The following is a 13765-nucleotide window of genomic DNA, read 5'->3' on the forward strand; positions in this document are numbered from 1 at the left end:
AATGTAAGGCCGGCGCAGGGAAAAGAAATAGACGCAGGAGAGGAGGAACGGACGATGAACGGACGGATCTTGCTGATGGAAGATGAAGCGGGATTGGCCCGATTTTTGGAGCTTGACTTGACACATGAAGGATTCGATGTACATGTGTGCGGCGATGGGCGCGAAGGGCTTGAACTCGCTCTTTCGGAACCGTGGGATCTCATTTTGCTTGATGTCATGCTGCCGAGTTTAAACGGCATGGAAGTTTGCCGCCGCGTTCGGGCGGCGAAATCGACGCCGATCATTATGATCACGGCGCGCGACAGCGTATTTGACCGCGTCATGGGGTTGGATAACGGAGCGGATGACTATATCATCAAGCCGTTTGCCATTGAAGAGCTGCTCGCCCGCATTCGCGCTTTGTTTCGCCGCGTTCACCCTGAACCGGGCGGACAAGTGTTGGCGTTTAAAGACTTAACCGTTGATGTGCAGGCGCGCACGGTCAAAAAAGGGGATGCGTTTATTGAGTTGACGAAACGGGAATACGATTTGCTCGTCGCCTTTATGCAAAATATCAATGTCGTGTTGACGCGCGACGTGCTGCTTGAGAAAGTATGGGGGTTTGACACCGAAGTGGAGACGAACGTTGTCGACGTCTATGTCCGCTATTTGCGGCAAAAGCTTGACGAACATGATAAAGAGCGGTACATCCAAACGGTGCGCGGGGCAGGATATGTGATGCGGCCATGAAGCGGCTTCGCCTCCATCGTCTGTCGTTGAAAGGGAAGCTGACCGTTTTATCCGCTGGGGCGATTTTTATCACGTATTTTGTTTTTACGTTTTTGCAATACCATATTGTGCGGCAATGGCTGCTCAATGAAGAAGAAAAAGCGATGGAACAAACGGTGGCGGAAATTGAAACTTATTACGCCGAAAAACGTAATGTATCATGGGAAGATATTCGCCGCAGCCGTTCGTTTCTCGAAAAACTGAACGAGCGCTATCAGCTCATTCGCGTCACCGACCGCGACGGCAACATCATCGTCTCGGTTTCCAACAGCGCAGCGGTGTCGCTGTGGCCGGGCGGCGTGCCTGACAAGCTGAAAATGGATGAACACTTCATCAACAATGAGCAGTTTTTGCTGCTTCGCCAACCGCTTCATGTCGGAAACTTGTCCGGGACGATTGAAATTGCCCGTCGGCTGACGAAATTCCAACAAGTGACGAACACGATGTTTGTCATCATGACGGTGATCGGCTTGGCAGCCATGGCAGCGAGCGCGCTCGCCGGACGGCTTGTGGCGCAAAGCTTCATTCAGCCGTTGAAAACGTTGGCAAAAACGATGGCCGACATCAAAAACAACGGGCTGAAGCAGCGCATCGATGTGCCTTCAGCGCGCGACGAGATCGCCGAGCTCATGCAGATGTTCAACAGCATGATGGACGAAATTGAACGTTCATTTGCCTTGCAGCGGCAGTTTGTTGGGGATGCGTCTCATGAATTGCGGACGCCGCTCGCCATTTTGCAGGGCCATCTTTCTTTGTTGCAGCGATGGGGCAAGCACAATCCAGAGATTTTGGAAGAATCGCTTGAGGCGGCGGTGAAAGAGGCGGAACGGTTGAAGCGCCTCGTTCTTGAGCTGCTTGACCTATCGCGCGCCGAGGCGATGGAAGTGCCAAAAGAGATCGCGCCCATTGATGCCGCCGCGGTCATCGGGCAAATCGTGAAAAATTTCCGCGTCTTGCATCCGGATTTTCAATTTATTGTTGACCAACCGGAGAAACCGCTGGCGCGTGTGGCGATCGCAAAACATCATTTTGAACAATTGCTGTTCATTTTGCTTGACAATGCGGTAAAATATTCTCAACGGGTCAAAAAAATCGCTCTTTCGCTGCGCGAGGAAGGATCGTTTGTCACGGTGGCCATCCGCGATTATGGCATCGGTATCCCGCAGGAAGAACTGAAAAACGTCTTTTTGCGTTTTTATCGCGTCGACAAGGCGCGCAGCCGCGAACAGGGCGGCGCCGGGCTCGGTCTTTCGATCGCCAAGGAAATGATCGATAAATACGGCGGGCAAATTACGATGGAAAGCGAAGTCGGCCGAGGAACAACGGTTAAGCTCGCCATTCCGAAAGCGGAATAGGAGAGGAGTTGAGACAATGGGGCATCTTCACGAAGAAGAGGCGGCAGGCAAAAAAGCCATTCATCATGTCGTCGAGAAGTTCCGCAAGCGCGGGGTGAAAATTGCGACATGCAAACCGCGGACAATGATGTCGCTGTCGTGCTTAGACGAGGTCGATAAAATGAGAGGATAGACTGGGGAGAACGCCATGGAAATAAGACAACCAATTGTTCCGGCTATGAAAACGATGAAGCAGTTTGATGCCTTTTTGGCGAGCGGCTACGAAATCGGGGTGCTGCTCGAAGTACATATCGCCCAGCTAAAAAGCATCTTCGATTATGCGCGCCGGCACGGCAAGCGGCTCATCATCCACGCCGATTTAGTGCAAGGGCTGAGCCATGATGAACATGCGGCGGAATACCTTTGCCAAGAGTTTCGCCCGCATGGCCTCATTTCGACGAAGGCGAGCGTCATTATGAAGGCCCGGCAAAAGCACGTCCTCGCCGTGCAACGCATCTTTTTGCTTGATTCGCACGCTTTAGAGAAAAGCTACCAGCTGATTGCCAAAACAAATCCCGACTATATTGAAGTCATCCCGGGCGCAATGCCCCACATCATCCGCGAGGTGAAGGAGCGGACCGGGAAGCCGATTTACGCCGGCGGGCTCATTCGCACCCCGGACGATGTCAAGCAGGCGCTAGAAGCCGGCGCCGCGGCGGTGACGACGTCAAACGAAGCGCTCTGGCGCCACTACGACCGGCACCGCGACGGGTAAGACGATGGAAATCGTTGATGCGTTGCGCTAGCCAAACGGGCGACGATCTGTTATAATAAAACCAACAAGTTAATTATCAGTCAGGAGACATGGAGAGACCATGCATACATGGTAGGCAGAACGCTTATCGTGTTTGTCATGGTCTCTTTTTGTCTTTTTTCAACTGGAGGGAGCGATCAATGATGTTTTCAAGCAGACGGCGGAGTGAGTTGTTGAACGCCATGGGTGAAAAAACGTACGATGTGCTTGTCATCGGCGGGGGAATCACTGGCGGCGGCATCGCTCTTGATGCCGTTTCGCGCGGCATGCAAACAGCGCTTGTCGAAATGCAAGATTTCGCCGCCGGGACGTCGAGCCGCTCGACGAAGCTCGTTCACGGAGGCTTGCGCTATTTAAAACAATTCGAAGTGAAAATGGTCGCCGAAGTCGGGCGCGAACGGGCGGTCGTTTACGAAAACGGCCCGCACGTTACGACGCCGGAATGGATGTTGCTGCCGATTTACCGCGGCGGGACGTTCGGCAAATGGAGCACATCGGTCGGCCTTTGGTTGTACGACCGGCTGGCCGGCGTGAAGCGGAGCGAGCGGCGGACGATGCTTAACGCTAGTCAGACGTTGGAAAAAGAACCGCTCTTAAAGCGCGATGGGCTCCTTGGCGGCGGCTATTACGTCGAATACCGGACCGATGACGCCCGCCTGACGATTGAAGTGATCAAAAAAGCAGTCGAGCTTGGCGCCGACGCTGTCAACTATACGAAAGCAGAACAGTTTTTATACGATGACCGCGGCCGCATCACTGGCGTCCGTTGCCGCGACATGCTGAGCGGGCGGACGTATGACATCCGCGCCAAAACCGTCGTCAACGCCGCCGGGCCCTGGGTCGATACATTGCGCGACAAAGACGGCTCGAAAACAAATAAGCGGCTCCAGCTCACAAAAGGCGTCCACCTTGTCATCGACCAAAAACGGTTTCCGCTCAAACAGGCGATTTATTTTGACACACCGGACGGCCGCATGGTGTTTGCCATTCCGCGCGATGGAAAAACGTATGTCGGCACGACCGATACGTTTTACGACGGTGACCCCGCCCATCCGACGATGACGGAAGAAGACCGCGATTATTTATTGAAAGCCATCGAGTATATGTTCCCATCGGTCGGCATCACCGCCGCCGATGTCGAATCAAGCTGGGCCGGCGTCCGCCCGCTCATTTATGAAGAGGGGAAAGATCCGTCGGAAATTTCCCGGAAAGACGAAATTTGGACATCGCCGTCCGGGCTCATTACGATCGCCGGCGGCAAGCTGACCGGCTACCGGAAAATGGCGGAAACGGTCGTCGATCTTATCGCCGAGCAACTAGCCAAAGAAGAGGGAAAAACGTTCCGGTCGTGCCAGACGAAACAGCTGCCGATCTCCGGCGGCGATGTCGGCGGCTCGCACCGATTGCCAGCGTTCATTGCCAAAAAAGCGGAGGAAGCAGTGCGTTACGGGCTGACAAAAGAAGAAGGGGCGCGGCTCGCGAAACAATACGGCACGAACGTGGACCGACTGTTTGTTTTAAACAGGCAATACGACCGCTCGGCCGGCTTAACGCGGGAGACGTTTATCCGCCTCGTTTACGCGATCGAGGAAGAAATGGCCGTCAAACCGACCGACTACTTCATCCGCCGCACCGGTGCGCTGTTGTTTGACATCGATTCGGTTCGCCGGGAAAAAGAAGCGGTCATCGCGTTCATGGCCCGCTATTTGCGCTGGACAGGGGAACAGACGGCAACGTATGCGAAAGAACTGGAACAAGCGCTGCGCCAAGCGGTGTTGGCAGAAGAAGGTGATGATCGGAGGATTGTGAATAAATAGAAGGAAGGGAAGAGACAGGCGTCCGCTAAAGAGGTGCTTCATATCAACTAGCGTACGAACACGGGCGCTTTTTGCTAGATTTTTACGTAAAATTTTCGTAAAATGAAGAAAAGATAAAGGCGGGGGAAGTGGATGGCGATTACCTATAATCCGTAAACGAAGCTGTTTCATTTGCAAGCGAGCAAAGCAAGCTATATCATGCGCCTTTTCCGCTCTGGCTATTTGGCGCACGTGTATTGGGGAAAAGCGGTGCGCGATTGGCACGTTGCGCGGGTATTTCCGCGGCTAAACCGCGCCTTTTCTCCCAACCCCAATCCATCCGATCGTACGTTTTCGCTCGATACGCTGCCCCAAGAATATCCAGCCTGCGGCAACACCGATTTTCGCGCTCCGGCGTATCAAGTGCAGCTTGAGAATGGTTCGACGGTGACCGATTCGTGCCACACAACGCACCATATTTACAAAATCAATTGAACCCGGTGTCGTCTAGACATCGGGTTCGAACTGTTTCAGCTTTTCGATGATGCGCCGTTTCCGGTATAACATTTTCCCGGCTTCGGCGATCTCTTCCATAAACGATTTGTTAAACAGCGAACCGAAAATCACGCCGATGATCGGCACGGCCTGAAATAGCTTTTTCCACCCGTATTGGTCGCGGAACGTCATGATTACTTCGCGCCAGCCTTGCAGCTCGGAAAAGACATGCCCGCGCTGGCTGGAAAAGGAAGAAATCTCGTCCAAAATCGCCTTTTTCCCGACGATGTCCGCCGCGACAAACTGTAAGCATTTGACAACAAAAATGCGTTCTTGTTTTTCGTTCGGGTCGTATCCATAGATGATGGCGATCTCCTGCAGCGTTTTCAACGCCAGCCCGAGCAAAGCAGGGATGTCCACCGCCAGCGTCAGCGCCCCGCCAATCCCGGTCGCCGCTCCTTGCAGCTGGGCGAACGTAACGCGCGCATCGATCAACTCGTCGCAGGCGCGATCCATCGTCGCAAGCGGCAAATACGGCACTTCCTCGAGCGACGTGACACCAAGACGTTCCAATACGCGCTCTTTCTTCACTAAGTATTTCCCGCCGTTTTGAATATAGCCTCCCAACTCGTCAAGCAGCTGCCCGAGCTTTCGATGAACAATTTTCGGCGTCAGCTTGTCGAGCACTTGAAACGGCAAGCGCCCGAGCTTTTCCCAAAACCAGAGGTCTTTTTGGGAGTGTTCCCAAGCGGTGATGGCATCAAGTTCTTGTTTCAGCGTTTGTCGAGCTTCCATTCCGCTCCGCCTCCTTTTTATATAAGGTGAATAAATACTCGAATGATTATACGTATTAAAAAAGATTGTGTTTCACGATTGATTTTTAATAAAATATTTACTAAAATATTTACCAAGGGAGTAATGACCTAATTTTACTTTAACAAGGAGGCCCCTTTCATGATCTCCACGTTAAAACAGCAATTTATCGAACGTTTCGGCGGGCTAGGCGAAGATATCCGCCTGTTTTTCGCCCCCGGCCGCGTCAATTTGATCGGCGAGCATACGGATTACAACGGCGGGCATGTGCTGCCGTGCGCGCTCGAGATCGGCACGTATGCGCTTGTCCGGCAAACGAAAGAGCCGCTTGTGCGGCTGTACTCAACAAACTTTCCGGAAACCGGCGTCATTACTGTCTCGTATGATGACTTGTCATATCGGCACGAGCATAGCTGGGCGAACTACCCGAAAGGGATCATCGCCGCGTTTCAAGCGCTCGGCCCGCTGGAGGCCGGATTGGACATTTTGTATGAAGGCACGATCCCCAACGGTGCGGGGTTGTCGTCGTCGGCGTCGATCGAGCTTGTGACGGCCGTCGCCTTAAACATCTTGTTTGCGCGGCAGCTTGGCCAATTGGAGCTTGTGAAAATGAGCCAGAACGTAGAAAATAACTATGTTGGCGTCCATTGCGGCATTATGGATCAGTTTGCCGTCGGCATGGGGAAACAAAACTCGGCGATCTTATTAAACTGCCAAACGCTTGAGTACCGCTATTTGCCATTGGTGCTTGACGACTGTGCCATCGTCATCGCGAACACGAACAAAAAACGCGGCCTGGCGGACTCGGCGTACAACGAGCGGCGGGCGACGTGCGAAGCAGCGCTTGCCAAGTTGCAAAGCGTGCGCAACATCGCCTCGCTCGGTGAGCTGACGAGCGCAGAGCTCGATCGATATGCTCATCTTCTTTCCCCGCTCGAACAAAAACGGGCCCGCCATGCGGTGACGGAAAACGAGCGGACGCTTGCGGCGGCTGCGGCGCTTGAGCGGGGAGACCTCGGTCGCTTTGGCGAGCTGATGAAGCAGTCGCACGTGTCGCTGCGCGATGACTATGAAGTGACGGGCATCGAACTCGATACGCTTGTCGAAGCGGCATGGGCGCACGAAGGAACGATCGGGGCGCGCATGACCGGAGCCGGGTTTGGCGGCTGTACGGTGAACGTGGTGAAAAAAACATCCGTTCAAGATTTCATTGAACAAGTCGGAACGACGTACGCTGAAAAAATCGGCTATGAAGCGAGCTTTTATGTCGTTGACGTTGGTGACGGGGCGCGCGAACTGACAGAAATGGAGGAGATGTGCCGATGATTTTGATTTGCGGCGGGGCAGGCTATATCGGCAGCCATGCCGTGTACCGTTTGCTTGAAAAAGGGGAAGAGGTCGTTGTTGTCGATAACTTGCAGACGGGGCACAAAGAAGCGGTGCATCCGGATGCACGGTTTTGCCAAGGGGATATTCGCGACCGCGGCTTTTTGCGCGAGGTGTTTCGCCAGCACGACATTGAGGCGGTCATCCATTTTGCGGCCAATTCATTAGTTGGCGAAAGCATGGAAGAACCGCTGAAATATTACGACAACAATGTGTACGGCACACAAGTGCTGCTTGAAGTGATGAAGGAGTTTGATGTCAAACAAATTGTTTTTTCTTCCACTGCCGCGGTGTATGGGGAGCCGAAACAAATCCCGATCGTCGAAACCGATCCGACAGAACCGACGAATGCGTACGGGGAAACGAAACTGGCGATGGAAAAAATGATGAAATGGGCGGATCGTGCCTACGGCATTCGTTCGATTTCGCTTCGGTATTTTAACGTTGCCGGGGCGTATGGCACAGTGATCGGTGAGGATCACCATCCGGAGACGCATCTGATTCCGTTGATCTTGAAAGTGCCGCTCGGCCAGCGCGAGGACATTTCCATTTTTGGTGATGATTATGATACGCCAGACGGCACGTGCATCCGCGATTACATTCATGTGCTCGATCTTGTCGATGCCCACGTTTTGGCGCTTCATAAACTGCGGAACGGAGCGGCCAGCGACGTGTACAATTTAGGCAACGGCAACGGGTTTAGCGTCAAAGAAGTGATTGAAGCGGCACGGCAAGTGACTGGGCATCCGATCCCGGCCCGCGTCATGGCACGGCGTCCGGGTGACCCTGCGAGACTTGTCGCGTCATCGGAAAAAGCAAAGCGCGAGCTTGGCTGGGAGCCCAACTGTCCGTCCATTACGGACATTGTCGCGTCGGCATGGGAATGGCATAAAGCGCGGCCAAACGGCTATCGGGGTGTGTGACAATGGAAACGATTTTTGCGGCCATTGAACAACTGATTCATTATGCCAAGCAGCGAGGTCTGTTAGCGCCGGAAGATGCGGTGTACGCGCGCAACCGCCTGCTGGCAACGCTTCGACTCACCGAATGGCAGCCTGTCGAGGTCAAGGATACTCCCTTGGCCTCGCCGGCTCCAGTGCTGGATGTCATCATCGATTGGGCGCATGAGCAAGGATTGTTGGAAACGAATACAACGACCGAGCGCGATAGATGGGATGCAAAGCTGATGGATTGCGTCATGCCGCGGCCGTCGGAAGTGATTCGCGCCTTTTACGAGCGGTATCAGCGCGATCCGCAAGAGGCGACCGACTGGTTTTATTCGTTGAGCCAATCGTCCAACTACATCCAAACGGCGCGCATCGCTCAAAACCAGCAATGGAAAGTGCCGACCATCTACGGCGAATTGGATATCACCATTAATGTGGCGAAACCGGAAAAAGACCCGAAGGAAATCGCCAAAATGAAAGAAGCACCGTCATCCTCGTACCCGAAATGTGTGTTGTGCAAAGAAAACGAAGGGTATGAAGGAACGTGGGGCCATCCTGCCCGCTCCAATCATCGCGTCATCCCGATCACGTTATTGGGCGAGCAGTGGTATTTTCAATATTCCCCTTATGTGTATTACAATGAACATTGCATCGTCTTCCACGCCGAGCATGTGCCGATGAAAATGGAGCGGAAGACGCTTGAGCGTTTGCTTGACTTCGTGGAACAGTTTCCGCACTATTTCATCGGCTCGAACGCCGACTTGCCGATTGTCGGCGGCTCGATTTTAACACACGATCATTTTCAAGGCGGGCGCTATCCGTTTGCGATGGAAAAAGCGGAGATCGAGGACTACATTTCCCTTCCTTCGTTTCCGTCACTGACGGCGGGGATCGTCCGCTGGCCGATGTCGGTGATCCGTTTAACAGGGGCGAAAGAGGACGTGCTAGAGGCGGCGGTGCGCCTGTATGAGGCGTGGCAGGCGTACAGCGATCCAAGTGTCGAGATTATCGCTTGCAGCGGCGATGTTCCGCACAACACGATCACCCCGATCGCCCGCCGCCGCGGCCATTCGTTTGAGTTGGACATCGTTTTGCGCAACAATCGGACGTCGGTGGAACATCCGTACGGCATTTTCCATCCGCATGAGGAACTGCATCATATCAAAAAAGAAAATATCGGCTTGATCGAAGTGATGGGGTTGGCGGTGCTGCCCGGCCGACTTGCCGCGGAGCTCGAGATGTTGGCCGACTACCTTGTACATCGGACGAAAAAAGAAGATTGGGATGAGACGATGCTTAAACATTGGGATTGGTGCGAAGCCATTCGTGCAGCACATCCGGATATTACCACAAGCAATGTCCGCGACATTTTACGGTATGAAGTCGGGCAGCGATTTGTGACTGTTTTGGAGCATGCGGGAGTATTTAAACGGGACGAGCGAGGGAAAGGAGCGTTCCGTCGCTTTCTCAGCCATGCGGCCGAAAGCATGTCGTCCTTTGTATAAACGCGGCGAAAAAACGCGTTTCATATGAAACATAAGGAAGGGACCGCAAACAGACTATGGCCACGTTAAAAGAAATTGCCGAAAAAGTCGGCGTCTCGGTCGCGACCGTGTCGCGTGTGCTTAACTACGATACAACGCTATCCGTCTCGGATGAGACGAGAAAACGCATTTTTGAAGTTGCCCAAGAGCTGAACTACAAAACATTGCGGGAGCGAAGCCAGCAGGCGCGGGAATCGTTTCGCTTCGGACTCATTCACTGGTATTCCGAACGCCAGGAAATCGATGACCCGTATTATATGGCGATTCGCCTTGGAGTAGAAAAAGAATGTTTTGAGCGCGGCATTGAATTAGTGAAACTGTTTAAGCAGCATGGCGCTTACCCGATTGAACGGATGGAGGCGCTTGATGGCATCATCGCGGTCGGGAAATTCGGGCCGAACGAAGTGAGCGCCTTTGCCCGAGGGGCGAAGCAAATCGTGTTCGTTGACTGCTCGCCTGATGAACGTCGGTTTGATTCGGTCGTCATCGACTTGCGCCAAGCGACGATTGCGGTGTTGGACTACTTGCTTCAGTTGGGGCACACGAAAATCGGGTATATCGGCGGCCGTGAATATGTCGACGGGGAAACGCCAATTCGCGATGAGCGCGAAACAGCGTTTTACGAATATTTATATTTGAAAGGGATGTACGATTCGCGTGATGTACGGATTGGCGCCTTTACCGCCGAAGATGGCTATCGGCTGATGAAAGAGGCGATTGCCAAAGGGGACTTGCCGACGGCGTTTTTCATCGCCAGCGATTCGATGGCCATCGGCGCCTTGCGTGCGTTGCATGAGGCGGAGATTGCCGTTCCTGAAGACGTAGCGATCGTCGGGTTCAATGACCTTCCGACCGCGGCCTTTCTCCATCCCCCGCTTTCGTCGGTGAAAGTGTATACCGAGTTTATGGGGGAGACAGCCGTTGAATTGCTAATCGAACGGTTGACGACGAAGCGAACGATTTGCAAGAAAGTTGTCGTGCCGACCGAACTGATCATCCGCGCCAGCAGCGAGGCAAATGGAAAAGGGAGACAATGACTGTCTCCCTTTTGTCATTAATGAAATTCAATGTCGACGCGCTTTTTCGTTCCCGCCGTCGTTTTCGGGATATGGATATCGAGCACGCCGTTTTTGTATGTCGCGCGAATGTTTTCCGTCGCCGCATCGGCTGGCAGCGCGATCGAGCGCTGGAAGCGGCCAAAGAAGCGTTCGCGCCGGTGCATTTGTTCCTCTTTGACATCATGATGGCGTTGAATCGTGCCGCTGATCGTTAACATATTGTTGTTTACGTCAATATGCACATCTTCTTTTCGCTCAAGCCCCGGCAAATCGCATGAAACGACGTACTCGTTGGCCGTTTCATGCATGTCCATGCGCGGCATCCAGTGCTGTTCGTCCATATGGGCAAACAGCGACGGAAAATCGCTTGTAAAAAAGCGGTTCATATCGCGGCGGATCGATTCCAAATGGCGGAACGGGTCATACGGAATTAACGCCATAGCTGCTTTCCTCCTTAAACATGAAATGGTTTTCCGTTCAGTAGTGTGAGCTGTATTTCCTTGATTTATGTATGATTGGCTTGTCATTGTTCCATTGCCGTCAAATACGCTTGAATCAGCGCAATTTTCATGTCATTCGGCAAGTCAGAGGAGGCTACTCGTTTAACGGCGTAATAAAACTTCACCTCGGGCGTCTGCCGTACGCGCGGATGCGTCCACTCATCGCGCAGCTCTCGGGTGATCATTTCATATAGAAGAGACTTGCTTTCCTCCTCATCGAGCGATTCCGACGTCAGTGACCGGTTCGGCCAAAGGCGGCGATAGGCGTCAAGCAGTACAGAAAACGGATGATCCATCGTGATCTTTTTCCTCCTTAGCGCAGTTGTTCGCTGTCGGTCATTCATGATTTGCCGAAATTCTTTCCTTATTATATCATACGGCGGTCGAGGCGATGCCTGCGAACTTTAAGCGTAAAAAGAGCGGCGCTTGCCTGCAAAAAGGTTCATGAACAAATTCCGTTTCCTGATCTATAGGGGAAAGACAGGGAGTCGTGGCTGTAAAACGCCATCTTTATCATACGCGGATGGCTGCTCGTCAGCCGGAGAGGTTTGCATATGGTTTTAACCGTTATTTCCAGGTACGAAACGGATCTCCGCTTTATTAAAAAAGTAGTTGACATAAAATCGAATCGTATATATAATAAAAAACGTCGTTTCGATCGATGCCGAGAAGCGATGATCAAATGGCTGTGAAACAGAGAGACTACAAAAAAAGTTATTGACAAATAATAAAGATTGAGTATAATAAATAATTGCCGCGACGGAACAAGCGCGGCAATGAAAAGAGCCATACACAAAACAACAATAAAACAGCAGTTGACATTTTGAGAGAATGGTTTATAATAATAAATGTCGTGATAAGGTTGCATTCCTTGTTCCTTGAAAACTGAACGAAACGAAGCGCAACGAAAAGCTGAGGCCGCCCGCCTATCGGCGAAACGCGCTGGAGGGCCTGCGAGGAGGTTATCGCCGCCGCAGCAGGACCGAAGCGTCGCGAGCCGATGGCGGCCGAAGCTAGACAATTCGAAAAGTGGAGGCCGCTTGACACGTTTGGTGTCGGCGCCGAAGCTTACAAAGCCAATCAACTTTCTTTTGGAGAGTTTGATCCTGGCTCAGGACGAACGCTGGCGGCGTGCCTAATACATGCAAGTCGAGCGGACCGAATGAGAGCTTGCTCTTGTTTGGTCAGCGGCGGACGGGTGAGTAACACGTGGGCAACCTGCCCGCAAGACCGGGATAACTCCGGGAAACCGGAGCTAATACCGGATAACACCGAAGACCGCATGGTCTTCGGTTGAAAGGTGGCCCCTGCATGAAGCCGGAATCGCTAGTAATCGCGGATCAGCATGCCGCGGTGAATACGTTCCCGGGCCTTGTACACACCGCCCGTCACACCACGAGAGCTTGCAACACCCGAAGTCGGTGAGGTAACCCTTACGGGAGCCAGCCGCCGAAGGTGGGGCAAGTGATTGGGGTGAAGTCGTAACAAGGTAGCCGTACCGGAAGGTGCGGCTGGATCACCTCCTTTCTAAGGACGAAAAGCGGAGGCCGCCCGCCTATCGGCGAAACGTGCTGGAGGGCCTGCGAGGAGGCTATGCCGCCGCAGCAGGGCCGAAGCGTCGCGAGCCGATGGCGGCCGGAGCTAGACAGTACGAAAAGCGGAAGCGCCGCGATTGGCTCTCGAAGTCAAATGTTCTTCACCCGCAGGGGTGCTTGCACCCCGAGGGGGAAGGTTATTTGGCAGAAGAGAGCCAGGCGCTGGAGCTAGACAATACGAAAAGCGAAGGCCGCGAACGGCCGACCATTAACAAATCGCGCTTTCGTTTCGTTCAGTTTTGAAGGAATGAGAATTCCTTCTCGTTTGCGTCTGCGTCTACAAGCAGGTTCAGAGGAGCCAGATTCCTCGACGCAAACCAGCGAAGAAGCAAGCTCAATGGAGCGACTTCGTTCCTTGAAAACTAGATAACCGGAAAAGCTGAGGCGCCGAAATTTCGCCTAAAGGCCGCCCGCGTCCTGCGGGCAACGGCGAAATATCGCCATCCTGGCGATCTCGAAGCCAAATGTTCTTCACCCGCAGGGATGCTTGCATCCCAAGGGAGGAGGTTGTTTGGCAGAAGAGAGCTAGGCGCCGAAGCTAGACAATAAGGAAGAAGCCGAGACGCTTTAGGTTAAGCTAGAAAGGGCGCACGGTGGATGCCTTGGCACTAGGAGCCGATGAAGGACGGGGCAAACGCCGAAACGCTCCGGGGAGCTGTAAGCAAGCGTTGATCCGGAGATGTCCGAATGGGGGAACCCCCTGTCCGTAATGGGA

12 protein-coding genes, 1 rRNA gene, 1 pseudogene and 1 other annotated feature are annotated in these 13765 nt (G+C 53.2%); of the genes and pseudogenes, 11 read left to right on the forward strand and 3 right to left on the reverse strand.

Going from position 1 to position 13765, the window contains the following annotated elements:
• The first annotated feature begins 54 nt into the window (after nt 1-54).
• The 6 genes and pseudogenes from B9L21_RS05075 to B9L21_RS05095 form a co-directional block, all read left to right on the forward strand.
• On the forward strand, nt 55-729 hold the full coding sequence (locus B9L21_RS05075; protein WP_063165505.1) for a response regulator transcription factor: 675 nt from the start codon (nt 55-57) through the stop codon (nt 727-729).
• A complete protein-coding gene (locus tag B9L21_RS05080) occupies nt 726-2123 on the forward strand; it encodes an ATP-binding protein (protein WP_063165506.1) in 1398 nt (465 codons plus the stop codon). Before B9L21_RS05075 ends, B9L21_RS05080 begins: the two co-directional genes overlap by 4 nt.
• A gap of 16 nt (nt 2124-2139) precedes the next feature.
• Complete coding sequence (locus B9L21_RS17565; protein ID WP_168157874.1) at nt 2140-2295, forward strand: hypothetical protein; 156 nt, start codon at nt 2140-2142, stop codon at nt 2293-2295.
• A gap of 15 nt (nt 2296-2310) precedes the next feature.
• Nucleotides 2311-2877 carry a glycerol-3-phosphate responsive antiterminator gene (locus B9L21_RS05085; RefSeq protein WP_063165507.1) on the forward strand — a complete coding sequence of 189 codons (567 nt, stop codon included), beginning with the start codon at nt 2311-2313 and terminating at the stop codon, nt 2875-2877.
• A gap of 179 nt (nt 2878-3056) precedes the next feature.
• Nucleotides 3057-4733: a glycerol-3-phosphate dehydrogenase/oxidase gene (locus B9L21_RS05090; RefSeq protein ID WP_063165508.1), complete on the forward strand. Its 1677-nt coding sequence runs from the start codon at nt 3057-3059 to the stop codon at nt 4731-4733.
• Nucleotides 4734-4895: 162 nt separating this feature from the next.
• Nucleotides 4896-5198: pseudogene (locus tag B9L21_RS05095) on the forward strand (glycoside hydrolase family 36 N-terminal domain-containing protein); the annotation flags it as partial.
• A gap of 21 nt (nt 5199-5219) precedes the next feature.
• On the opposite strand, the gene B9L21_RS05100 reads toward B9L21_RS05095, so the two are convergent.
• Nucleotides 5220-6002, reverse strand: coding sequence for an EcsC family protein (locus B9L21_RS05100; RefSeq protein ID WP_063165510.1), 783 nt, complete (start codon nt 6000-6002; stop codon nt 5220-5222).
• 159 nt (nt 6003-6161) lie between these two features.
• Between B9L21_RS05100 and B9L21_RS05105 the strand changes: the two genes are divergently transcribed.
• Genes B9L21_RS05105 through B9L21_RS05120 form a run of 4 tightly spaced genes read left to right on the forward strand, consistent with a single transcriptional unit; the run spans nt 6162 to nt 10934 of the window.
• The gene (locus B9L21_RS05105) at nt 6162-7346 is read left to right on the forward strand and encodes a galactokinase (RefSeq protein WP_063165511.1); all 1185 of its coding nucleotides are present in this window, start codon (nt 6162-6164) and stop codon (nt 7344-7346) included.
• Nucleotides 7343-8329, forward strand: a complete 987-nt coding sequence (galE, locus tag B9L21_RS05110) for a UDP-glucose 4-epimerase GalE (protein WP_063165512.1) — start codon at nt 7343-7345, stop codon at nt 8327-8329. The genes B9L21_RS05105 and galE overlap by 4 nt, the downstream gene beginning before the upstream one ends.
• Before the next feature lie 2 nt (nt 8330-8331).
• Entirely contained in the window at nt 8332-9858 is a 1527-nt protein-coding gene (gene galT / locus B9L21_RS05115; protein ID WP_063165513.1) for a UDP-glucose--hexose-1-phosphate uridylyltransferase, read from the forward strand.
• Between the two features lie 56 nt (nt 9859-9914).
• Complete coding sequence (locus B9L21_RS05120; RefSeq protein WP_063165514.1) at nt 9915-10934, forward strand: LacI family DNA-binding transcriptional regulator; 1020 nt, start codon at nt 9915-9917, stop codon at nt 10932-10934.
• A 17-nt stretch (nt 10935-10951) separates the two neighbouring features.
• Here B9L21_RS05120 and B9L21_RS05125 read toward each other — a convergent pair whose 3' ends face one another.
• Together B9L21_RS05125 and B9L21_RS05130 are read right to left on the reverse strand one after the other, a co-directional pair.
• Nucleotides 10952-11395 (reverse strand): Hsp20/alpha crystallin family protein, encoded by a 444-nt coding sequence (locus B9L21_RS05125; protein WP_063165515.1) that lies wholly within the window; start codon nt 11393-11395, stop codon nt 10952-10954.
• Between the two features lie 83 nt (nt 11396-11478).
• The gene (locus tag B9L21_RS05130) at nt 11479-11751 is read right to left on the reverse strand and encodes a hypothetical protein (protein ID WP_063165516.1); all 273 of its coding nucleotides are present in this window, start codon (nt 11749-11751) and stop codon (nt 11479-11481) included.
• Nucleotides 11752-12543: 792 nt separating this feature from the next.
• Nucleotides 12544-12982 (forward strand) — a sequence feature (16S ribosomal RNA rRNA prediction is too short).
• 638 nt (nt 12983-13620) lie between these two features.
• On the opposite strand from B9L21_RS05130, the gene B9L21_RS05135 reads away from it, so the two are divergent.
• Nucleotides 13621-13765 (forward strand): 23S ribosomal RNA (locus B9L21_RS05135); the annotation flags it as partial.

Source organism: Geobacillus uzenensis (assembly GCF_002217665.1).
In the GTDB taxonomy this organism is placed as follows: domain Bacteria; phylum Bacillota; class Bacilli; order Bacillales; family Anoxybacillaceae; genus Geobacillus; species Geobacillus subterraneus.